Origin of the sequence: Allobosea sp. Leaf344 (assembly GCF_001426225.1) — a bacterium.
Classification (GTDB): Bacteria; Pseudomonadota; Alphaproteobacteria; order Rhizobiales; family Beijerinckiaceae; genus Allobosea.
Genome location: NZ_LMRT01000009.1, coordinates 343278 through 365641 on the forward strand (window position 1 = coordinate 343278; position 22364 = coordinate 365641).

15 protein-coding genes are annotated in these 22364 nt (G+C 67.9%); 3 read left to right on the forward strand and 12 right to left on the reverse strand.

Going from position 1 to position 22364, the window contains the following annotated elements; translation table 11 throughout:
- Positions 1–3: 3 nt before the first annotated feature.
- The 7 genes from ASG72_RS07675 to ASG72_RS07705 all read right to left on the reverse strand — a co-directional run bounded on the left by ASG72_RS07675 (position 4) and on the right by ASG72_RS07705 (position 9027).
- Positions 4–783: a hypothetical protein gene (locus ASG72_RS07675; protein WP_056710713.1), complete on the reverse strand. Its 780-nt coding sequence runs from the start codon at positions 781–783 to the stop codon at positions 4–6.
- Complete coding sequence (locus tag ASG72_RS07680; protein WP_056710714.1) at positions 780–1937, reverse strand: glycosyltransferase family 4 protein; 1158 nt, start codon at positions 1935–1937, stop codon at positions 780–782. The genes ASG72_RS07675 and ASG72_RS07680 overlap by 4 nt, the downstream gene beginning before the upstream one ends.
- Positions 1915–3117 carry an ABC transporter permease gene (locus ASG72_RS07685; protein WP_056710717.1) on the reverse strand — a complete coding sequence of 401 codons (1203 nt, stop codon included), beginning with the start codon at positions 3115–3117 and terminating at the stop codon, positions 1915–1917. Before ASG72_RS07685 ends, ASG72_RS07680 begins: the two co-directional genes overlap by 23 nt.
- On the reverse strand, positions 3114–4112 hold the full coding sequence (locus ASG72_RS07690; protein ID WP_056711063.1) for an ABC transporter permease: 999 nt from the start codon (positions 4110–4112) through the stop codon (positions 3114–3116). The genes ASG72_RS07685 and ASG72_RS07690 overlap by 4 nt, the downstream gene beginning before the upstream one ends.
- Positions 4113–4120: 8 nt before the next feature.
- Entirely contained in the window at positions 4121–6070 is a 1950-nt protein-coding gene (locus ASG72_RS07695) for an ABC transporter substrate-binding protein (protein ID WP_056710720.1), read from the reverse strand.
- Positions 6070–7938, reverse strand: coding sequence for an ABC transporter ATP-binding protein (locus ASG72_RS07700; RefSeq protein WP_056710721.1), 1869 nt, complete (start codon positions 7936–7938; stop codon positions 6070–6072). Before ASG72_RS07700 ends, ASG72_RS07695 begins: the two co-directional genes overlap by 1 nt.
- A 108-nt stretch (positions 7939–8046) precedes the next feature.
- Positions 8047–9027 (reverse strand): heparin lyase I family protein, encoded by a 981-nt coding sequence (locus tag ASG72_RS07705; RefSeq protein WP_056710722.1) that lies wholly within the window; start codon positions 9025–9027, stop codon positions 8047–8049.
- 142 nt (positions 9028–9169) lie between these two features.
- Here ASG72_RS07705 and ASG72_RS07710 point away from each other — a divergent pair, with 142 nt between their 5' ends.
- Genes ASG72_RS07710 through ASG72_RS07720 form a run of 3 tightly spaced genes read left to right on the forward strand, consistent with a single transcriptional unit; the run spans position 9170 to position 14209 of the window.
- Entirely contained in the window at positions 9170–11902 is a 2733-nt protein-coding gene (locus ASG72_RS07710) for an ABC transporter ATP-binding protein/permease (protein ID WP_056710724.1), read from the forward strand.
- Positions 11899–12348 carry a cyclic nucleotide-binding domain-containing protein gene (locus ASG72_RS07715; RefSeq protein ID WP_056710726.1) on the forward strand — a complete coding sequence of 150 codons (450 nt, stop codon included), beginning with the start codon at positions 11899–11901 and terminating at the stop codon, positions 12346–12348. Before ASG72_RS07710 ends, ASG72_RS07715 begins: the two co-directional genes overlap by 4 nt.
- A gap of 16 nt (positions 12349–12364) precedes the next feature.
- Complete coding sequence (locus tag ASG72_RS07720; protein WP_156395848.1) at positions 12365–14209, forward strand: adenylate/guanylate cyclase domain-containing protein; 1845 nt, start codon at positions 12365–12367, stop codon at positions 14207–14209.
- A gap of 51 nt (positions 14210–14260) precedes the next feature.
- Here the strand turns inward: ASG72_RS07720 and lpdA are convergent, their stop codons facing one another.
- The 5 genes from lpdA to sucC all read right to left on the reverse strand — a co-directional run bounded on the left by lpdA (position 14261) and on the right by sucC (position 22296).
- Positions 14261–15658: a dihydrolipoyl dehydrogenase gene (gene lpdA, locus ASG72_RS07725; protein ID WP_056710730.1), complete on the reverse strand. Its 1398-nt coding sequence runs from the start codon at positions 15656–15658 to the stop codon at positions 14261–14263.
- 116 nt (positions 15659–15774) lie between these two features.
- Positions 15775–17058: a 2-oxoglutarate dehydrogenase complex dihydrolipoyllysine-residue succinyltransferase gene (gene odhB / locus ASG72_RS07730; protein WP_056710732.1), complete on the reverse strand. Its 1284-nt coding sequence runs from the start codon at positions 17056–17058 to the stop codon at positions 15775–15777.
- Between the two features lie 40 nt (positions 17059–17098).
- Positions 17099–20056: a 2-oxoglutarate dehydrogenase E1 component gene (locus tag ASG72_RS07735; protein WP_056710735.1), complete on the reverse strand. Its 2958-nt coding sequence runs from the start codon at positions 20054–20056 to the stop codon at positions 17099–17101.
- A gap of 149 nt (positions 20057–20205) precedes the next feature.
- A complete protein-coding gene (gene sucD, locus ASG72_RS07740) occupies positions 20206–21090 on the reverse strand; it encodes a succinate--CoA ligase subunit alpha (protein ID WP_056710737.1) in 885 nt (294 codons plus the stop codon).
- Positions 21091–21099: 9 nt separating this feature from the next.
- On the reverse strand, positions 21100–22296 hold the full coding sequence (sucC, locus tag ASG72_RS07745) for an ADP-forming succinate--CoA ligase subunit beta (RefSeq protein WP_056710739.1): 1197 nt from the start codon (positions 22294–22296) through the stop codon (positions 21100–21102).
- Positions 22297–22364: the final 68 nt, after the last annotated feature.

Below are 22364 nucleotides of genomic sequence, written 5' to 3' on the forward strand. Positions count from 1 at the left end.
CCGTTAGGGGTGCCCGCCGGGCCCGAGGCCGAAAACCGCACGCGGATCGGCGGGCGCGATGGCGGGATGGCGGGTCAGCAGCAGCAGCAGCCCCTCCAGCGCGGCCCAGCCGGCATCGTCGTGATCGAGATGGTGCAGCAGCAGGCCGAGCGCCGGGCGGGCCTCGGCGGCGCCGCGCCGCGCGGCCAGCAGCAAGGCCAGTTCCGCAGCCATGGCGTCGAGGCTGCGGCCGATGCGCCCGCCCTGCCAATCCATGATGTCGAGATCGGTATTGGCGACGGTGAGCCCGGGCGTCGCGCCGAGGCGGAAGCCGCGGAAGCAGGAGAGGCCGGTGAAACCCAGTTCCGGCAGCCGGCTCGCCAGCTGCGGGTCGATGCGGTTCCATGGCGGCACGAAGACCGGCAGCAGCCTCTCGCCGAACAGCTCCGACAGGCGCTGCCGGCCGGCACGCAGCTCCGCCGCGACCGCGGACCAGGGGCGCTCCGCCCCGAACTCGCTCTTCTTCCCCCCGGCCGGCGCGTGGTTGCGGTGCCAGGCGCCATGCTGGCAGGGCAGCAGGATCGGCTTGCCCGCGAGCTCCGCGGAGAGGGCGGGTGTCGCCAGCATCGGAATGGTGGCGAGCAGCACCGGCAGCGCGAAGCGCTCGGCCAGGGCGGCGAGGCGGTTCAGCGCCGGGCCTGGCGCGCTGGCGTCGTCGTCGCGCAGCCAGAGCCGGACCGGCGGATCCCCCGCAGCCGCCCGGAAATCGAGCTCGGCCAGCAGCGCGTCGACGGCGGCGCTCATGCCGGCCTGCCCTCGCGCCCGGCCCCGATCATCGCGAAACCCTCGGCCAGGATGCGGCAGGCGGAGTCGCGCATCCGCGCGCTGCGGACATGGTCGGCGGCGGCCTGCCCCATCCGCGCCCGCAGCGCCGGGTCGCCCAGCAGCCGGTCGAGCGCCGCCGCCAAAGCTCGCTCGTCCCGCTCCGGCGCGAGAAGCCCGGTTTCGCCCGGCAGGAGCGTCTCCGGCACGCCGCCGCTGGCGAAAGCCAGCACCGGAAGCCCGGCCGCCTGGGCCTCGAGATAGACCAGGCCATAGGCCTCGCCGAGACCGGGCCAGATGAAGAGGTCGTGCTGCGCCAGCGCCTCGGCCACCGCCTCATGCGGCAGCGCCCCGCGCCAGTCGATCCGCGCCGGCGGGATCGCCTGGAAGGCGCGCTGCACCGCCTCCCGCTCGGGGCCGTCGCCGATGATCGTCAGGCTCCACTCATGCCGCAGCGCGCCGGCGAGCACCCGGCCGAGCGCCTGGTAGCTGTCCAGCTTGACGCCCGGGCGCATCATCGCGACGCAGATCAGGCGCGGCGGCGTATCGGGCGACGCGGCGCGGCGCATCGGCCCGGCCTCCAGGATGAAGGGCGGAAAGGCCAGCAGGCGCGCCTTCGGCCCGAGATGGGGCGCGATCCCCTGCCGGTCGCGCTCGGTGAAGCAGAGATGCAGATCGGCGGCGGCGAAGCCCGCCCGGGCCATGGCGACGTGCCGGGCCCAGGGTCCCGCGGCGCGGCCCTCGGAATCGCTGGCCTCGGCGACGACATAGGGAATCTTCAGAACGCGCGCGACCTGAGGGCCGAGCAGATCGGGCGCCTTGTAATAGCTGTGATAGGTGAACCAGAGCTGCGGCCGGGCCGCGCCGGCCCGCCATTGCGCTTCGAGCTCCGCCAGCCGCTGCCGCGCCTCCGCCAGCCGCTCGTCCAGCAGCGCGGGCGCCGGCTCGCGCAGATAGGAGCGCGCCTGCGACACCGGCTCCACCCTGTGGCCCAGCGCCGCCAGCGCGGCCGCGATCTGCCGCGCCATCAGCCGGTCCCCGGAGATGCGCCCGTCATCGAACAGGTTCAGCGGCGTGTGAAAGGCGATCTGCAGGGGTCGGTATCCCGCGCCGTCAGCGATAGGGGTCGGCGGCATCCCGCAGCCCGTCGCCCAGGAAATTGAAGGCGAGGATGATCAAGATGACCGGCACCACCGGATAGAGCAGCCAGGGGTAGAGCGCCACCACATTGACGTTCTGCGCCTCGTTCAGCATCACGCCCCAGCTGGTGATCGGCGGGCGCAGGCCGAGCCCGAGGAAGCTCAGCGCCGTCTCGCCCAGAATGGTCTTGGGGATGGTGATGGTGGCGGAGGCGATGAGGTGGCTCATGAAGCCGGGCACCAGATGCAGCCCGATGATCCGTGCCGGCTTCGCCCCCATCAGCTGCGCCGCGACGACGTAATCCTCTTCGCGCAGCGAGAGCAGCTTGGAGCGCACCGCCCTGGCGAGGCCTGTCCAATCCATCAGGCCGAGGATGACCGTGATCCCGAAATAGACCAGCAGCGGGCTCCAGGAGGGCGGCATGATCGACGCCAGCGCCAGCCATAGCGGGATATGCGGCAGCGACTGCACGATCTCGATGACCCGCTGCACGACCAGATCGACCTTGCCGCCGTAATAGCCGGCTATGCCGCCGATGATGATGCCGAGCACGAAGGAGACCGCGACGCCCATCAGCCCGATCGAGAGCGAGATGCGCCCGCCATAGAGGATGCGGGAGAGCATGTCTCGCCCGAGCCGGTCGGTGCCGAGCAGGAACAGCGTGCCGCCCTCCGCCGGGCAGACCAGATGCAGATTGCCGGGGACCAGCCGCCAGAACTCATAGGGCTCGCCGCGGCAGAAGAAGCGCAGCCGCTGCGGCTGCGTCCGGTCGACATCATATTCGCGCTTCAAATTCTCCATGTTGATGCGCTGCGCATAGGGGTAGACGAAGGGGCCGATGAAGCTGCCTTCGTGGAAGAGGTGAACCTCCTGGCGCGGCGCGCGGATGAAATCGGTGTTGCGCGTGGTGTAATGGTACGGGGCCAGGAACTCGGCGATGATCACCATGGCATAGATCGTCAGGATGACGACGCCCGAGATCACCGCCAGCTTGTGCCGGCGGAATTTCCACCACATCAGCCGTGTCTGGGAGGCGAGATAGACGCGCTCCTGCTCCGGCGTCATCGCCTCCGTCGCATAGGGCTCGAAGGGCGCGGTCGAGGCGGTGTGCGGCAGCGGCGCGCCGTCTTGCGGAAGGCCCGGCTGCCGGCCCGCGCTGTCGAGGGTCCGGTTCACTTGGTCGCGGCTCCCTGCAGGCGGATGCGAGGATCCAGGATCGCCAGCGCGATATCGGAGACCAGCACGCCGATCACCGTCAGGAAGGACAGGAACATCAGGAAGGAGCCGGCGAGATACATGTCCTGCGCCTGCAGCGCCCGGATCAGCAGCGGCCCCGTGGTCTGCAGCGACAGGACGATCGCGACGATCTCCGCGCCCGAGACGATGGAGGGCAGGATGTCGCCAATGTCGGAGACGAAGAAATTGAGCGACATGCGCAGCGGGTATTTGCGCAGCGCCTTGCCCGGCGGCAGGCCCTTGGCGCGGGCGGTGACGTAATATTGCTTCTGCAGCTCGTCGAGGAGATTGGCGCGCACAGCCCGGATCATCCCGGCCGTGCCCCCGGCCCCGATGATGATCACCGGGATCCAGAGATGTTCGAGGATCGAGGTGAACTTCGCCCAGCTCATCGGCTGGTTGAGATATTGCGGATCGACCAGGCCGCCGATCGAGGTGCCGAACCAGACATTGGCGAAATACATGAAGACCAGCGCCAGCAGGAAATGCGGCACCGCGAGCCCGATCAGCCCGAGGAAGGTCAGCCCGTAATCGCCCCAGCTATACTGATGCGTGGCGGAATAGATGCCGATCGGGAAAGCCACCACCCAGGTGAAGATGATGGTGACGAAGGAGACCAGCATGGTCAGGAAAAGCCGGTCGCCCACGATATCCCGCACCGGGCGCTGATATTCGAAGGAATACCCCATATCGCCCTGGAGCAGCCCCGCCACCCAGTGGAAATAGCGCTCCACCGGCGGCTTGTCGAAGCCGTATTCGCGCTTCAGGAACTCGATGCGCGACAGATCGGCCTTCTCGCCCTGCGCCTGCATCTCGGCGGCGAGCGTCTCGAAATAATCGCCTTCCGGCAGGTTGATCACGGTGAAGATCAGCGCGCTGGTGACGAACAGCGTCGGGATCATCACCAGAATGCGCTTGAGGATATATTGCAGCAGCACCGGGTTCAGACCTTTGCCTGTTCGGTGTCGAACCAGAACGTATCCGGCATGTAGCGGCCGAAGAAGGCGCCGGGCTCGAAGCTGTAGAGGCCCCGCTCGGGGACGTTGCGCAGCGTCTGCGCGACCACGACCGGCTGCAGCGTGCCGTTGATCAGTCCGATCGTGTAGAGCTGCTCGGCATTGATCGTCAGCATGCGGCGCCAGATCGCCCGGCGCTGCTCCCGCGTTTCGCTCCTGCGCCACTCCTTGTAGAGCCGGACCAGCTCCTCGGCGCCCGGCATGTCCGGCTCCTCGCCCTCGCGCCCGCCGGTTTCGAGAAACTGGCCCCAGCGCGGCCAGTTGAACTGCGAGCCGGAGGTCGGGGCGAGCGCATTGGGCTCCATGTCGGAGGAGACCAGGGCGTTGTCCATGCCCGACCAGGCCGACATGATCGTCTGCCCGGCCATGATCCGCCGGCGGAACACGTCGCGCTGGGTGGAGCGCGGATAGATCTTCACCCCGACCTCGATCAGATCCTGCTTCACGAGGTCGAGGATGTCGGTCTCCTCGGTGCTCTCGCCCGCCGTCTCGACGGTGAATTCCAGCCTGCGCCCATCCGCGAGCAGGCGCACGCCCTCGCGGTCGCGCTTCGTCAGGCCGATCTCGTCGAGCAGGCGGTTGGCGAGATCCTTGTCGTGCTGCGTCCAGAGCTGCGCCAGCGTCGCATCATAGAGCGGGCTTTCCGGCAGCGCCGTATTGCCGCTGGTCTTGGCCAGGCCGAAGAAGATGACCTTGTTGATGTCCTCGCGGTTGACCGCCACCGACAGGGCCCGCCTGTAGCGGACATCGCGGTTCAGGGCGCGCCAGACCGGGTCGATGACGTTCAGATTCGGCATCAGCGCGAAGGAGGACCCCTCGGCCCGCTTCCACAGCTTCACCTCGAATTTCATCCGCCGCGAGGCATCCTTCAGGAAGGTGTAGTTGTCGAAGCGGATATAGCGCGCCTGCAGATCGCTTTCCCCGGCCGCCGCCTTCGCCGGAATCAGCGAGGCGGTGCCGATCGTCAGCGTCGCCTCGTCGATATAGGGCAATTGCCGGCCCTGCTGGTCGATGCGGTGGTAATAGGGGTTGCGGACGAAGGTGAAGCGTTCGGCCGGCAGCGGCGTCGTATTGCGCCACGGGTCGAGCGTCGGCAGGTCCGGGTTCTCCGGCCGGTACATCCGCGACATCCGCTCGTGCAGCGAACCCCAATCCTTGACGCGGGCGGTCTTGACCCTGGCCTGCAGGGTCACCTTGTCGGCATAGCGCTCATGGAACTGGCGCAGATAGCCCGAGGGCATGCAGATATAGGTCGGCTGCGCATCGGCCAGCGCCGGCAGGAAGACCGGGTTCGGCTCGGCCCAGCTATAGCGCAGCTCGGTCGGCGACAGCACCTCGAAGACCGGCGGCTTGCCCGCGGCGAGCAGCGCCTGCGGCGGCCCGCCCGGCGAGAGCCGCGGGTTGTTGGCGACATCCTCCCACCAATAGCGGAAATCCTCGCTGGTGAAGGGCGCGCCATCGGACCAGCGATGCCCTTCGCGCAGGGTCAGCGTGAAGATCCGGCCATCTCTCTCCTCGACCTTTTCCAGCACGTCCGGCGCGAGGTCGAGATTGGCGTCGTAGCCGACGAGCCTGGTATAGCCGTAGAGCGTCATCATCCGGATGTCGCGCTGGTCGCCCATCAGCATGCGCAACGTGCCGCCATGGCGTCCGGGCTCGCGGTCCGGGCCGGAGACGGTGACGATGCGCGGGCGCAGCGGCACGCGCATATCGACGAGCGGCAGCCGACCCGCCTCGACATCGGCCTTGAAATAGGGGCTGTCGATCAGGAAATCCGGCCGGTCCTGCGCCTGCGCGCCGCGCGGCAAGGCGGCCCCCGCGAGCAAAGCGGCCGATCCCGTCCTCAGCAGATGGCGGCGCGTCAGTCCGTCCCTCATCAGGCCAGCTCCCTGAGATCGGCGCCGCTCTGCGCCAGCACGTAATGCCCATCCCCCAGCGGCTGATGGGCCAGCGCCGGCCCGCCGGGCTGCTCGCGGAATTCCGGCTGCCAATGCCGCGAATCCGAGGCGCCCCCGGGCGCCACCAGCTTGAAGTCGAGCTTCCGGTCGAGATCGGCGAAGGGCACCGATTTCAGCAACGCCTGGGTGTAGGGATGCACCGGCCTCGAAAACAGCGCGTGGCGCGGGGCGATCTCGACGATCCGGCCATTGGCCATCACGGCGATGCGGTCGGCCATGTAGTTCACCACCGCGAGGTTGTGGGAGATGAACAGGAAGGTCAAGCCGCGCTCGGCCTGCAGGTCCTTGAGCAGGTTGAGGATCTGCGCCTGCACCGAGACGTCCAGCGCCGAGACCGGCTCGTCGCAGATGATCAGCTCCGGATCGAGCGCGAGCGCGCGGGCGATGCCGATGCGCTGGCGCTGCCCGCCCGAGAAGGAATGCGGATAGCGGTTCAGGAAGCGCGGATCGAGCCCGACATCCTCCATCAGCGCGCGGACCCGCTCGCTCTGCTCCGCCGCATTGCCGCGCTCATGGATGACCAGCGGCTCGCGCAGGATGTTCTGGACCGTCATCCGCGGCGACAGCGACGAGACCGGATCCTGGAAGATCATCTGCACCCGCGGCCGGAAGCGGCGCAGCGCCTCGCCCTCCAGCGCGGTGATGTCGACGCGCTCCTCGCCGTCGTCGAAGACGATCTCGCCGCTATCGGGCGTGACCGCCCGCATGATGATCTTGCTGACGGTGGTCTTGCCGCAGCCGCTCTCGCCGACCAGCCCCAGGCATTCGCCGCGGCGGATGTCGAAGCCGACATCGTCTACGGCCTGGACCACGGCGAGCGTGCCCTTCCCGAAGAATTTGCGGGAGCCGGTAACATAGGCCTTGCTGAGATTGCGGACGCTGAGCAGCGGCGCCGCATCGGGCAGGACCTGGCGCGGCGCCACCACGGGGCGCGGCCGCGCCTCGCGCAGCGCCACCAGCCTTTCGCCCTCGGCCATGTCGAAATGCGGCGAGGCCTTGAGCAGCGCCTTGAGATAGGGGTGGCGAGGCCGCCTGAAAATGTCCTCGACCGGGCCGCTCTCGGTGATCTCGCCGTGATAGATCACCACCACCTCGTCGGCCATGTTGGCGACGACGCCGAGGTCGTGCGTGATCAGCAGGATCGCCATGCCCATCTCGGCCTGGAGATCGCGCATCAGGTCGAGCACCTGCGCCTGGATGGTCACGTCGAGCGCCGTCGTCGGCTCGTCGGCGATCAGCAGCGCCGGCTGGCAGATCAGCGCCATGGCGAGCATCGCGCGCTGGCGCAGCCCGCCGGACAGTTCGAACGGGTAGTAGCCGAAGGCGCGCACCGGATCCTTGAAGCCGACCCGGCCCAGCATCGTCTCGATCTGCGCCCTCGCCTGCTTGTGCGGCACGGGCCGGTGCAGCTGCAGCGCCTCCTCGATCTGGTTGCCGATCGTGTGCACCGGCGAGAGCGAGGACATCGGCTCCTGGAAGATCATGCCGATCCGGCCGCCGCGCAGCGCCCGGATCTCGCGCCCTTCCGCCGGCAGCCTGGCGATATCGGTCCAGTCCTCCGGGCTCGCCGGGTCGCGGAACAGGATTTCGCCGCCGGTCACGCCGCCATTGCGCGGCAGCAGCCCCATGATCGCCTGGGAGATCACCGATTTGCCGGAGCCGGATTCGCCGACCAGCGCCACGGTCTTGCCGGCCAGGACCCGCAGGCTGACGCCTTTCACGACCTCCCGCGCCAAACCATGGACGGTGAAGCCGATGCGAAGGTCGCTGATCCGCAGGATGTCCATCTCAGGGGCTAACGCTCATCCGATCGCGAGGTTTCCGGCAGTCTCGGCCAATTAGAGGATTTAAGCCGCGACCTGCCAATGATCTATGACAAGCCGGCGACTGGCCACTCATTCCTGCGGGCAGCGGCCGAGCCTGATGACGTCGGCGCAGCTGGGCCCGCGGCGGAAATCATCGAAGCTGACGCTCCACTGCCCGGGCGCGGGCGCCCGGTAGGGGCCGAATTTGAAATACTGGTTCTGGTCGAGCCCGGGGCCCTGATGCCCGATCTTGCCGGTGACGGTGGCGACATGGATGCCCGCCGCCATGACCTCGATCTGCCCGCCGCCCTGCGGGCCGGGGCTCGAGCGGAAGACGAGGTCGATCCAGCCATCCCCCGCCTTGGGCAGATCGCCATGGCGCACCACGCGGATCGCCGGCGCACAGGCGTTGAAGTAATCCGGGTAGTCCTCGGCCCTGCTGCCCGCCTCGACCGCGACCAGCGCGCGTGTCTGCCGCGCCTTCGGCCGGTCCAGCACCCGTGCCTCCCCGGGCAGGCAGCCTTGCGGGCGCTCCTTCCCGCCGATCCTGTAGCTCTCCACCCGGTCGGTCTCGACGGTGACGCCGAGCTTGCCGCGAAACAGCCGCAGCGCCAGGAAGGGCGAATAGTCGCCCTCCGCGCCCGGGATGATCTCGCGCTTCCACTGCGCCATCACATAGCGCTTGTCGTCCTGGGGAACCGGCGCGTCCAGGCGCATGGCGAAGCCATACCAGACGGTGCGGTCGTAGGGGGCGAGCACCTGCGGGCTTTCCCAGACCTCGGCGCGCTCGCTGCAGCCGGACTGCCCCTGCTTGCACAAAGGCCGCAGGGTCAGGGTGAGGACGCCCTCCCCGCTATGGGCGCCGCGCTTCTCGAAGGCGACGCGGCCGGCGCGCTGCTCGGCATTGTCCTTGTAGTAGAGCCCGCCTTCGCGGGAGAAGCGGCCGGCCTCGAAATCATCCCGCAGCACGAGATCGGCCGCGCCGGTCGTCGCGCCTGCGCCAGACAGAGCCGGCAGGACGAGCAGCGCGGCGAGGGTCGTCACGACGAGATGGCTTGCGAATAACGGCATCGGTTCCTCCGGCTCGTGCAATCGAACCATGGGCCGGGGAGCCGGGCAAGCGAGGGCCGGATTGCGCTGCAGCCGAAGCTGACACACATATAGCCGGCAAGCGCCCCGTCCCCGATGGTGGCGCAGCCGGACAGGATCGCCCTTGGAGCCCCATCTCTTCCGTTATGTCTGGCAGAAGAGCCGCGGCGAACAGATCGCCGTCCTGCTGATCATCCTCGCCTCGATCCCCTTCTACTGGGCGTCCTTCGACGTGCCCAAGCGCATCGTCAACGACGCCATCCAGGGTGGCGCCTTCAAGAACGGCCAGTCGACCGCGACCCTGCTCGATTTCCATCTGCGCCTGCCGGATTGGCTGGGCGGGCTCGATTACACGCTCTTCAGCGGTTTCCAGGTCGGCCAGCTCGGGCTTCTGCTCGGGCTGAGCCTGTATTTCCTGGTGCTGGTGCTGATCAACGGCGCCTTCAAATACGTCATCAACGTGCGCAAGGGCATTCTCGGCGAGCGCATGCTGCGGCGGATGCGCTATGATCTGTTCAGCCAGCTCATGCGCTTCCGACCCGAGGACATCAGGGCGGTCAAGCCGGCGGAAGTCGCCAGCATGATCAAGGACGAGGTCGAGCCGATCGGCGGCTTCGTCGGCGACGCCTTCATCCAGCCGGTCTTCCTGCTCAGCCAGGCGCTCACAGCTCTCGCCTTCATCCTGATGCAGAGCCTGTGGCTCGGCTCGATCGCTCTCGTGATCGTGATCATGCAGGCGATCATCATCCCCATCCTGCGCAAGGAGCAACTGCGTCTGGGCCGCGAGCGCCAGCTCGCCTCGCGCCAATTGGCCGGGCGCATCGGCGAGATCGTCGATGCCGGGCCGACGATCCAGGGGCATGGCGCCACGATCTACATGCAGTCGGACATCGCCGGGCGCCTCGGCCGGCTCTTCGACATCCGCTACGCGCTCTACAAGCGGAAATTCGCGGTCAAATTCCTCAACAACCTGCTGGCGCAGATCACGCCCTTCTTCTTCTACGCCGTCGGCGGCTTCTTCGCGCTGCAGGGCCGGCTCGATATCGGCCAGCTGGTCGCTGTCATCGCCGCCTATCGCGACCTGCCGCCGCCGATCAAGGAGCTGATCGACTGGGATCAGCAGCGCAACGACGTCACCATCAAATACGAACAGGTCATCACCCAGTTCAACACGCCGGAGACGGTGGTGCTGGACGAGGCCGACGGCGTCCAGCGCCTGCCCGAGCAGGGCGAGCTGCGCCTCGACAGCGTCCAGATGCTGGATAATCGTGGCCAGCCTCTGCTCGCGCCCCTGACGCTGCACCTCACCCGACCGGGCGTCGTCGCGCTGATCGGCCCGCCCGGCGGCGCGCGCGAGGTGCTGGGCCGCATCCTCGGCCGCCAGGCGATGAGCTATACCGGCCGCATCACCATCGACGGGCATAATCTCTCGCGGCTCTCGGTGGAGCGGGCGAGCCATCTGATCGGCTATGCCGGGAGCGAGGCCGAGATCATCGCCGGCTCGCTGCGCGACAACATCCTGCTGCCGCTCAAGCGGCGCCGCCCCAAGGCCGCGCCTGCCGGCAAGCTCAGCACGCAGGAGCACCGGCGCTTCCTCGAGGCGGTCAGATCCGGCAATACGCCGCTCGCCTTCGAGGCGGACTGGACCGATTACGAGGGGGCGGGGCTGAGCGACCCGGCCTCGCTCGAGGCGCATATCCGCCAGGTGCTGGACGTGCTGGGCTGCTCCCAGGACGTCTATGAGCTCGGGCTGGACGGCAAGGTGGTGGCGACGTTGCGCGACAGCGCCAAGCGCCAGATCGTCGAGGCGCGCCGCGCCGTCGCGGCCGAACTCGCCCGCAGCAAGCTGCAGGGGCTGATCGAGACCTTCGACCCCGAGCGCTACAACGACAATGCCACCGTCTGCGAGAATCTGATCTTCGGCGCGCGCATGGGCGATCGTTTCGCCAACGAGACCCTGCTGCTGGAGCCCTATGCCAACGCGATCCTCAACGCGGAATCGCTGGTCGAGCCCCTGCTCCAGGTCGGCCAGCGCATCGTCGCGACCGTGGTCGAGATCTTCGCCGGGCTGCCGCAGGGCCATGCCCTGTTCGAGCGCTATTCCTTCGGCGCCGACATCAATTTCGAGCGGCTGTCCGAGCTCTCGGAGATCCTCGACAAGCACGACATGCGCAGCCCGATGGACCGCGACGTCGAGCGCGACCTCGTCGCTTTGGCGCTCGGCTATGTCGAGCCCAAGCACCGGCTGAACCTGCTGGACGACAGGCTGCGGGCGCGGATCCTGCGGGCGCGGGCCAGTTTCAAGGCGCATCTCCCGGCTGATGCGGGCGAGGATGTCGCCTTCTACGATCCCGACGAGGTGATGACGGGGGCGAGCCTGCGCGACAATCTGATGTTCGGCCGCATCGGCTATGGCGTCGCCGACGCCGGCAAGAAGGTCGCCGCCATCGTCCGCTCGGCGCTCGCCCGCGAAGGGCTCGAGGACGAGCTCTACCGGATCGGCCTGAACACCGATACCGGCCTGCGCGGCCGCTATCTGCCGGCGCGGCTCAAGCTCGCCGTGCCGCTGGCCCAGGCTCTGATCAAATCCCCGCAGGTCGCCGTGCTCGACATCACCGCGCTGCTGGGCACCGCGAAGGATCCCGCCGGCGTGATCGCGCGGCTGCGGGAACACTGCGCGGGTATGACGCTTTTTCTTCTGCTGTCCGATGCTAATCTCGCGGCCGGCATCGTGCCGAAGGTGATCTTCCAGGGACCGATCGGCATGGTGGAGCTCGACGAGAGGCCGGGCGAGGAGGAGGAGGCAGCGCCGCCGCCCCCGGCCCGCGCGAGCCTGCAGATGGAGGCGCGACCATGACGCTGGAGACGGATATTTCCTGCCTGGGCCAGCTGCCGCTGTTCCGGAGCCTGCCGGGGCCGCGGCTGAAGCTGGTGGCGCTGATGGGCGAGCGCCTGAAATTCGCACCGGGCGCGACGATCATCACCCGCGGCGAGGAGCCGGAGGGCGTGCTGCTGATCCTGCGCGGCGATGTCGAGATGCTGCGCCCGGATGCGGAGGAGGAAGGCGGCGGCTTCGCCTTCCAATCCGGCAGCATCATCGGCGACGTGCCGCTGCTGAGCGGCCAGACCTATCTCGGCGACATCCGCGCGACCAGCCAGGTCGAGGCGCTGCTGCTGCCGAAGGACCTCTTCCTCGAATTGCTGCAGACCGTCCCGGATTTCGGGATGGCGATCGCGCGCGACCTCGCGGCCCGGCTCTACCGCCTGGCCGGGCACGTGCTGGAAAACGAGAAGGTGCATTGATGGCGGCTGTTTCGGCATGAGCCTGTCGCAACCGGCGGGGACCGGACGCAGCGCACCCTTCGGCAGCGGAATGGACCAGGTCTCCTCCTGGAGCCGCGACCTCCGCTTCGCCTCGGGCATGATCCTGCTCGCCTTCGCGACCACCCATTTTCTCAACCACGCCGTCGGCATCGCCGGCATCGAGGCGATGGAGGCGGTGCAGAGCTGGCGCCATTGGGTCTGGCAATCCTGGATCGGCACCATCGCCCTCTATGGCGCGCTGATCGTCCACCCGCTCTTCGCCATGGTGCGCGTGGCGCAGCGCCGGACCTTCCGCATGCCGGTGCGGGAAATGCTGCAGATCGGGCTGGGCGTGCTGATCCCGGTCTTCCTCGTCGACCATATCGTCGGCACCCGCGTGATGGCGAGCTTCTTCGCCCAGGACGAGAGCTACCAGGCGGTGGTGCGCCGGCTCTGGCCCGGGCTCGCGACCTCGCAGACCCTCCTGCTGATCCTGGTCTGGGTGCATGGCATCATCGGGCTGCATTTCTCGCTGCGCACCCGCGAGACCTATCTGCGCTGGCGCGACCCGTTCCTGCTGGCCGCGATCCTGATCCCGATCCTCGCGCTGATCGGCTTCGCGGTCGCGGGGCGCGAGGCGGCCAGGCTCAATCTGCCGCCGGAGAGCTACAGCAGCGCGCAGATCGCGATGTTCAACCAGAACGTCTTCTGGGCGAAGGCCTCCTTCTTCGGCATGGTCGCCTTCTTCATCGGCTTCGTCGCGCTGCGCGAGATCCGCGTGCGCACCTCGCGCTCCATCGCCGTGCGCTTCGTCGGCCATGGCGTGCGCAAGGTGACGCCGGGGCCGACGGTGCTGGAGCTGTTCCGCCGCTTCGGCATTCCCCATGCCGCCCTCTGCGGCGGCAGGGCGCGCTGCGCCACCTGCCGCGTGCTGGTCGTGGACGGTGGCGACAGGCTGCCGGCGCCCAACGGCCCCGAGGCCCGCCTGCTGCGCCGGATCGCAGCGCCCGACAAGGTGCGTCTCGCCTGCCAGATCAGGCCGCGCGACGACATCCAGGTGCAGATCCTGCTGGCCTCGCGCCTGACCAGCTCGGCGGTGAGGGAGGCGGAGCCGGAAGGGCGCGCCGGCAAGCGCAGCCTCACCGTGGTGATCGGCGATCTCCGCGCCTTCTCTGCGCTCTCCGAGCGGCAGCTGCCGCAGGAGCTGCTCGACCTGCTGAACCGCTTCTTCGACGAGATGGCGCAGGCGGTCTCCTCGCATGGCGGGCGGATCGACGCCTTCTATGGCGACGGTTTCATGGCCGTCTTCGGCCTGGACGGAACGGCGGCGCGCGCCGCGCAATCGGCGATCGCGGCGACGGCCGACATCATCCGCGCGGTGGAGGCGCTGAACCGCGAATTCGGCGCCGCATTGCCGCTGCCGCTGCGCATCGGCATCGGCGTCCATACCGGCAAGGCGATCATCGGCGCCGTCGAGAACGATATTCTGGGCCATCGCGACATCACCGTCGGCGAGACCGTGATGATCGCGAGCCAGCTCGAGGCCGCGACGCGGCGGGTTCTGGCGGATGTCGTGGTCTCCGAGGAGACGATCCGCACCAGCGGCCGCTTCTACCGGGGCACGACGCCGCTCAAGATCGCGATCAAGGGGCGGGAGAAGCCGATGGCGGCCTATGGCTTCGCCAGCGCGCCGGAGCTCGCGGACCGGGACGAGGACGACAGGGGGTCGGTGTCGATCGGGGCGAGCGCGCCGGCAGCCGAAGACACCGAACCGGCGCTGGAGGTGGTGGCGGACGAGCCGCCCGCTCCGGCCCCGGCCCGCAAGCCGCGCCGGCGCAACCCGCCGAAGCAGCCGGAGTGATAAAGTCCCTGCGCCGCCGCCGCAGAGCGCGCGGCCGCAGGCGCCGGGCGGTCAGATGTGGATCTGCCGCTTCTCGACCGCCATCGCCGCTTCCTTCACCGCTTCCGACAGCGTCGGATGGCCGTGGCAGGTGCGGGCGAGATCCTCGGACGACCCGCCGAATTCGATCAGCACCGCGACCTCCGAGATGAGGTCGCCGGCATGCGGGCCGATGATGTGGCAGCCGAGCACGCGGTCGGTGGTGGCGTCGGCCAGAACCTTGACGAAGCCGTCGGTGTGGCGGATCGCCCGCGCCCGGCCATTGGCGGTGAAGGGAAACTTGCCGACCTTATAGGCCACGCCCGCCGCCTTCAGCTCCTCCTCGGTCTTGCCGATCGCCGCGACTTCCGGCGCCGTGTAGACGATGCCGGGGATGGCGTCGTAATTCACATGGCCGTGCTTACCGGCGATGATCTCGGCGACCGCGACGCCCTCATCCTCGGCCTTGTGCGCCAGCATAGGGCCGCGCACGACGTCGCCGATGGCGTAGATGCCCGCGACATTGGTGCGGAAATGCTCGTCGATGACGACACGGCCGCGCTCGGTGGCGACCCCGGCCTGATCGAGGCCGAGCCCGTCCGTATTCGGCCGCCGCCCGATCGCGACCAGCACGATATCGGCGTTCAGCGTCTTCGCCTCGCCGCCCGCGGCCGGCTCCACCGTCACGCTCGCGCCGCCGGCGCCGGTTTCGACCTTGGTGACCTTGGCGCCGAGATGGAAGCTGAACCCCTGCTTCTCCAGGATGCGCTGGAACTGCTTGGCGACCTCGCCATCCATGCCGGGCAGGATGCGGTCGAGATATTCGACCACCGTGACCTTGGCGCCGAGCCGGCCCCAGACCGAGCCGATTTCCAGCCCGATGACGCCGGCGCCGACGACCAGCAGCTCCTTCGGCACCGCGCCGATCTCGAGCGCGCCGGTGGAGGTCACGACGACCCGCTCGTCGATGGTCACGCCCGGCAGCCCCGTCGCCTCGGAGCCGGTGGCGATGACGATCGCCTTCGTCTCCAGCGTCTTGGCCGTGCCGTCCTCGGCCTTGACCTCGACCTTGCCGGCGGCCGGGATGCTGGCGAGGCCATGGAAGGCCTCGATCTTGTTCTTCTTCAGCAGGAAGGCGACGCCGTTGACGTTGGCGTCCACGGTTTCCTGCTTATGCGCCATCATCTGCTTGAGATCGAGCGTCGGCGTCCCCACTGCGATGCCGAGGCTCGGGAAGGTGTGCGCCGCCTCGGCGAACATTTCGGAAGCATGCAGCAGCGCCTTGGACGGGATGCAGCCGACATTCAGGCAGGTCCCGCCATGGGTCTTGCGCTTTTCCACCACCGCGACCTTGAGGCCGAGCTGGGCGGCCCGGATGGCGCAGACATAGCCGCCGGGGCCGGTGCCGATGACGACGAGATCATAGGACATGACGAGAGCCTCTCAATCGCCCGTTTAGCGCGGGCTCGTCCCGGCCATCCCGAGCTGGGACGCCGGACGGGTAGCGTGGAAGGCCCGGGACGGGCCCGGGCCGGAAAGCGTCGCGATCAGAGATCCAGCACGAGGCGCGCGGGATCCTCCAGCGCCTCCTTGATGCGGACGAGGAAGGTCACCGCCTCCTTGCCGTCGATGATGCGATGGTCGTAGCTGACCGCGAGATACATCATCGGGCGCACCACGATCTGGCCGCCGACCACCATCGGCCGCTCCTGGATCTTGTGCATGCCCAGAATGGCCGATTGCGGCGCGTTCAGGATCGGCGTCGACATCAGCGAACCGTAGACGCCGCCATTCGAGATGGTGAAGGTGCCGCCCTGCATGTCCTCGATCTTGAGCGAGCCGTCGCGGGCCTTCTTGCCGAGCACGCCGATCGCCTTCTCGACGCCGGCGATCGACAGCTGGTCGGCATCGCGCACGACCGGCACCACCAGCCCCTTGTCGGTGCCGACGGCGACGGCGACATGGTAGTAGTTCTTGTAGACGATGTCGGTGCCGTCGATCTCGGCATTGACCGAGGGGATCTCCTTGAGCGCCTGCACGCAGGCCTTCACGAAGAAGCCCATGAAGCCGAGCTTCACGCCGTGCTTCTTCTCGAACACGTCCTTGTACTGGTTGCGCAGGTTCATCACCGCCGACATGTCCACCTCGTTGAAGGTGGTCAGCATCGCGGCCGTCGCCTGGGCCTCCTTCAGCCGGCGCGCGATGGTCTGGCGCAGCTTGGTCATCTTGACCCGCTCCTCGCGGGACGCATCGTCCGGCGCCGAGGGCGCGCGCATCTGCACCGGCGCGGCCGCAGCCGGAGCCGGAGCCGCCGCGCCGCCGGTCGCGATCGCCGCCAGCATGTCGCCCTTGGTGACGCGGCCATCCTTGCCCGAGGCGCTGACGCTGGCGGGGTCGACACCGCTCTCGGCGGCCAGCCGGCTCACGGCCGGGCCGGAATCGGCGGCCTTGCCGGCGGGCCTGATCTGGCTGTCGCCGGCGACCTCGCCCGCCTGCTTCTGCGCCGCGGCCGAGCTCTCCGCCCCCGCCTGGCCGGAGGCCTGGGCCACGGCCTTGTCCTCGGTCTTCGCCGTCGGCGCCGCGGCGGCGCCCGAACCGGCCGAGATCATGCCGAGCAGGGCCGAGACCCCGACCGTCTCGCCTTCCTTGGCGACGATCTCGCCGAGCACGCCGGAGGCCGGCGCGTTGACCTCGAGCGTCACCTTGTCGGTTTCCAGTTCGACCAGCGGCTCGTCGGCCTTCACCGCGTCGCCGGGCTTCTTGAACCATTTGCCGATCGTCGCCTCGGAGACGGATTCGCCGAGAGTGGGTACGCGGATTTCGGTCGCCATTGTCAGGCCTCTTCTGATGCGGGTCGTGTGTGGCGTCTGGTCAGGCTGCGAAGGCTTCGTCCAGGAACGCGTTGAGCTGGGCGAGGTGCTTGGACATCAGGCCGGTCGCGGTCGCGGCCGAGGCCGGGCGCCCGACATAGCGCGCCCGCTTGACCTTGGATCCGGCATGGCCGAGCACCCATTCGAGATAGGGCTCGACGAAGGTCCAGGAGCCCATGTTCTTCGGCTCCTCCTGGCACCAGACCACGTCGGCGGCCTTGAAGCGGGACAGCTCCTGCGCCAGCGACTTCAGCGGGAACGGGTAGAGCTGCTCGACGCGCATGAGATAGACATCGTCGATGCCGCGCTTCTCGCGCTCCTCCAGCAGGTCGAAATAAACCTTGCCGGAGCAGAGCACGACCCGGCGGATCTTGCCGTCCTTCACCAGCTTCGTCTCGGACGCGCCGCGCTCGGCATCGTCATGCAGCACGCGGTGGAAGGTCGAGCCCTCCGCCAGCTCCTCCAGCGTCGAGACGCAGCGCTTGTGGCGCAGCAGCGATTTCGGTGTCATCAGGATCAGCGGCTTGCGGAAATCGCGCTTCAGCTGCCGGCGCAGAATGTGGAAATAGCTGGCCGGCGTCGAGCAATTGGCGACCTGCATATTGTCTTCCGCGCACATCTGCAGGAAGCGCTCGAGCCGCGCCGAGGAATGCTCCGGCCCCTGCCCCTCATAGCCATGCGGCAGCAGGCAGACCAGGCCCGACATGCGCAGCCATTTGCGCTCGCCCGACGAGATGAACTGGTCGAACACGACCTGGGCGCCATTGGCGAAATCGCCGAACTGCGCCTCCCAGCAGGTCAGGGCGTTCGGCTCCGACAGCGAATAGCCGTATTCGAAGCCGAGCACCGCCTCTTCCGAGAGCATCGAGTTGATGACCTCGTAGCGCGCCTGGCCGTCGCGGATATGGTTCAGCGAGGTGTGGCGGGCTTCCGTCTCCTGGTCGATCAGCACGGAATGGCGCTGCGAGAAGGTGCCGCGCTCGCAATCCTGGCCGGAGAGGCGCACCGGATTGCCGTCGAGCAGCAGCGAGCCGAAGGCCAGCGCCTCGGCGGTCGCCCAATCGATGCCCTGCCCGGTCTCGACCGCCTTGCGGCGATTGTCGAGGAAACGCTGGATGGTGCGGTGGACGTTGAAGCCGGCCGGCACGGTGGTGATCTTGTCGGTGATGTCCTTCAGCACCTCGGCCGGGACGCCGGTGGCGCCGCGGCGCGGATCGTCCTCGTCGGCCCGGATCGCCTTCATCCCGGCCCAGCGCCCGTCCAGCCAATCGGCCTTGTTCGGCTTGAAGGTCTGGCCCGCGTCGAACTCGACCTCGAGCTTCGCCTTCCAGGCCGCGCGGATCTCCTCGACCTCGCCCGGCTGGATCACGCCCTCGGCCTCGAGCTTGGCGGTGTAGAGCTCCAGCGTCGTCTTGTGGCCGCGGATCTTGCGGTACATCAGCGGCTGGGTGAAGCCCGGCTCGTCGCCTTCGTTATGGCCGAAGCGGCGATAGCAGAACATGTCGACCACCACCGGCTTGTGGAATTTCTGCCGGAACTCGATCGCCACCTTGGCCGCGAAGACCACCGCCTCCGGATCGTCGCCATTCACGTGGAAGACCGGCGCCTCGACCATCTTCGCCACGTCGGACGGATAGGGCGAGGAGCGCGAATAGCGCGGATAGGTGGTGAAGCCGATCTGGTTGTTGATGATGAAGTGGATCGAGCCGCCGGTGCGGTGGCCCTTCAGCCCGGACAGGCCGAGGCATTCCGCCACCACGCCCTGGCCGGCGAAGGCGGCATCGCCGTGCAGCAGCAGCGGCAGCACCTTGGAGCGCTCGACGATGTCGCCGAACTGGTCCTGCTTGGCGCGGACCTTGCCGAGCACCACGGGGTCGACGATCTCGAGATGCGAGGGGTTGGCGGTCAGCGAGATATGGACGTTGTTGCCGTCGAATTCGCGGTCGGAGGAGGCGCCGAGATGGTACTTCACATCGCCCGAACCCTCGACGTCGTCGGGGGCGAAGGAGCCGCCCTTGAACTCGTGGAACAGCGCCCGGTGCGGCTTGCCCAGCACCTGGGTCAGCACGTTGAGGCGGCCGCGATGGGCCATGCCGAAGACGATGTCGCGCACGCCGAGCGCGCCGCCGCGCTTGATGATCTGCTCCAGCGCCGGGATCAGCGCCTCGCCGCCATCGAGCCCGAAGCGCTTCGTCCCGGTGTATTTCAGGTCGATGAACTTCTCGAAGCCCTCGGCCTCGACCAGCTTGTTCAGGATGGCGCGCTTGCCCTCGCGGGTGAAGGCGATCTCCTTGTCCGGGCCTTCGATCCGCTCCTGCAGCCAGGCCTTCTGCTCCGGATCGGAGATATGCATGAACTCGATGCCGATCGTGTTGCAATAGGTCCGCTGCAGCACGGTGACCATCTCGCGCACGGTGGCGAATTCCATGCCGAGCACGTTGTCGATGAAGATCTTGCGGTCGAGGTCGCCGTCGCTGAAGCCGAAGGCGGCGGGGGAGAGCTCCTCCGGATCCTTCACCGTCTCGATGCCGAGCGGATCGAGCTTGGCGTGGAGATGGCCGCGCATGCGATAGGCGCGGATCAGCATCAGCGCCCGCACGGAATCCCGCGTCGCCTGCTGGACATCCGATGCGCTCAGCGCCGCCCCGGCCGATTTGGCCTTGCCCGAGAGCTTGTCGCTGACGATCTTCTCGACCACGGCCCAATTGCCGTCGAGCGCCGAGATCAGCTCGCCATTGGCGGTGATCGGCCAGTTCGGCTTCTTCCAGGAGGCGCCCTTGGCGTTCTGGACGATGGCGGAGCCCTCGTCCTTCAGCCCGGCGAAGAAGCCCTGCCACTGCTCGTCGACCGATTTCGGATCGGCCTGGTAGCGGGCATAGAGATCCTCGATATAGGCCGCGTTGCCGCCATAGAGGAAACCCGTCTGCGCGAGAGCCTCGTTGATATCCTGGCGAGCCATGGTGCCTTTGCCTTTCAGAATGCTTCGTATCGGAACCGCGACCTGACCCTTCCCCGAGGGGAGGGGCAGGAATGGGGGCGACCCGCCCGGTGAGCCAGGCGCCGCCGCCCCGTCGCCAATCCTCCCGCGAGGCGGGAGGGGCTGGAATCTCAGCCCTTCAACACCTCGACCAAGGTCTTTCCAAGGCGCGCCGGCGAGGGCGAGACCCGGATCCCGGCCGCTTCCATCGCCGCGATCTTGTCCTCGGCGCCGCCCTTGCCGCCCGAGATGATCGCGCCCGCATGGCCCATGCGGCGGCCCGGAGGCGCCGTGCGGCCGGCGATGAAGCCGACCATCGGCTTCTTGCGGCCGCGCTTGGCCTCGTCCTTGATGAACTGCGCCGCATCCTCCTCGGCCGAGCCGCCGATCTCGCCGATCATCACGATCGACTCGGTCTTGTCGTCGGCCAGGAACATCTCGAGCATGTCGATGAATTCCGTACCCTTCACCGGGTCGCCGCCGATGCCGACCGCCGTGGTCTGGCCCAGCCCCTCGCGCGTTGTCTGGAACACCGCCTCATAGGTCAGCGTGCCGGAGCGCGAGACGATGCCGACCGAGCCCGGCTTGAAGATGTTGGCGGGCATGATGCCGATCTTGCTTTCGCCGGCCGTGACGACGCCCGGGCAGTTCGGCCCGATCAGCCGCGACTTCGAGCCGATCAGCGAGCGCTTGACCTTGACCATGTCGAGCACCGGAATGCCTTCGGTGATGCAGATGATCAGCGGGATCTCCGCGTCGATCGCCTCGCAGATCGCATCGGCCGCGCCCGGGGGCGGGACATAGACGACGGAGGCCGTGGCGCCGGTCTTCTGCTTGGCCTCGTGCACGCTGTCGAAGACCGGCAGGCCGAGATGGAGCGAGCCGCCCTTCCCTGGCGAAGTGCCGCCGACCATCTGCGTGCCATAGGCGATGGCCTGCTCGGAGTGGAAGGTCCCGTTCTTGCCGGTGAAGCCCTGGCAGATGACCTTGGTGTTCTTGTCGATCAGGATGGACATGGTTGCTCCTCAGGCCTTCTTGATCGCGGCGACGATCTTCTGCGCGGCATCGTCGAGATCATCGGCCGGAATGACGTTGAGGCCGGAGGACGAGATGATGTCCTTGCCTTCCTGGACGTTGGTGCCTTCCAGGCGCACCACCAGCGGGACCTGCAGGCCGACCGCCTTGACCGCCGCGATCACGCCGCGCGCGATGACGTCGCACTTCATGATGCCGCCGAAGATGTTGACCAGGATGCCCTTCACCTTCGGATCGGCGGTGATGATCTTGAACGCCGCCGTCACCTTCTCTTCGCTGGCGCCGCCGCCGACATCGAGGAAGTTGGCGGGCGATTCCCCGTAGAGCTGGATGATGTCGAGCGTCGCCATGGCGAGGCCGGCGCCGTTGACCATGCAGCCGATCGTGCCGTCGAGCGCGATATAGGCGAGGTCGTATTTCGACGCCTCGATCTCCTTCTCGTCCTCCTCGGTGGTGTCGCGCAGCGCGACGATCTCCGGGTGGCGGTAGAGCGCGTTGGAGTCGAAGGAGATCTTGGCGTCGAGGCACTTGATCTGCCCCTGCGTCGTCACGATCAGCGGGTTGATCTCCAGCATGTCCATGTCCTTGGCCATGAACGCGTTGTAGATCTGGGTCAGCACCGTGCCGGCCTGCTTGGCGAGATCGCCCGAGAGCCCGAGGATGCGGGCCATGGCGCGGCCGTGATGCGGCATGATCCCGGTGGCGGGATCGACCGAGAAGGTCTCGATCTTCTCGGGCGTGTCATGCGCCACGGCCTCGATGTCCATGCCGCCTTCGGTGGAGATCACGAAAGCGACGCGGGAGGTCTCGCGGTCGACCAGCGCCGACAGGTAGAACTCCTTGGCGATGTCGGAGCCGTCCTCGATATAGAGCCGGTTGACCTGCTTGCCGGCCTCGCCGGTCTGCGCCGTCACCAGCGTGTTGCCGAGCATCTCCTTGGCGTGGCTCTCGACCTCCTCGACCGATTTGGCGAGGCGGACGCCGCCCTTGGCGTCGGGGCCGAGCTCCTTGAACTTGCCCTTGCCGCGCCCGCCCGCATGGATCTGCGACTTCACGACGAAGAGCGGGCCGGGCAGCTTCTTGGCCGCCTCGACGGCTTCGGCGACGGTCAGAGCCGGAAACCCGGCGGAGACCGGCGCACCGAACTCCTTGAGCACCGCCTTGCCCTGATATTCGTGAATGTTCATCTGTGTCTTTCCTTCGGAAGCGAGTGCGATTGGCGCAGGGCGAATGGGTGTCAGGCGGGCCGCTTCAG

Excerpts from the sequence above, each read along its gene's own strand:
- ASG72_RS07675 (WP_056710713.1), bottom strand. The coding sequence starts at position 783 with ATGAGCGCCGCCGTCGACGCGCTGCTGGCCGAGCTCGATTTCCGGGCG.
- ASG72_RS07680 (WP_056710714.1), bottom strand. The coding sequence starts at position 1,937 with ATGCCGCCGACCCCTATCGCTGACGGCGCGGGATACCGACCCCTGCAG.
- ASG72_RS07695 (WP_056710720.1), bottom strand. The coding sequence starts at position 6,070 with ATGAGGGACGGACTGACGCGCCGCCATCTGCTGAGGACGGGATCGGCC.
- ASG72_RS07700 (WP_056710721.1), bottom strand. The coding sequence starts at position 7,938 with ATGGACATCCTGCGGATCAGCGACCTTCGCATCGGCTTCACCGTCCAT.
- ASG72_RS07705 (WP_056710722.1), bottom strand. The coding sequence starts at position 9,027 with ATGCCGTTATTCGCAAGCCATCTCGTCGTGACGACCCTCGCCGCGCTG.
- ASG72_RS07715 (WP_056710726.1), top strand. The coding sequence starts at position 11,899 with ATGACGCTGGAGACGGATATTTCCTGCCTGGGCCAGCTGCCGCTGTTC.
- ASG72_RS07720 (WP_156395848.1), top strand. The coding sequence starts at position 12,365 with ATGAGCCTGTCGCAACCGGCGGGGACCGGACGCAGCGCACCCTTCGGC.
- lpdA (WP_056710730.1), bottom strand. The coding sequence starts at position 15,658 with ATGTCCTATGATCTCGTCGTCATCGGCACCGGCCCCGGCGGCTATGTC.
- odhB (WP_056710732.1), bottom strand. The coding sequence starts at position 17,058 with ATGGCGACCGAAATCCGCGTACCCACTCTCGGCGAATCCGTCTCCGAG.
- ASG72_RS07735 (WP_056710735.1), bottom strand. The coding sequence starts at position 20,056 with ATGGCTCGCCAGGATATCAACGAGGCTCTCGCGCAGACGGGTTTCCTC.
- sucD (WP_056710737.1), bottom strand. The coding sequence starts at position 21,090 with ATGTCCATCCTGATCGACAAGAACACCAAGGTCATCTGCCAGGGCTTC.
- sucC (WP_056710739.1), bottom strand. The coding sequence starts at position 22,296 with ATGAACATTCACGAATATCAGGGCAAGGCGGTGCTCAAGGAGTTCGGT.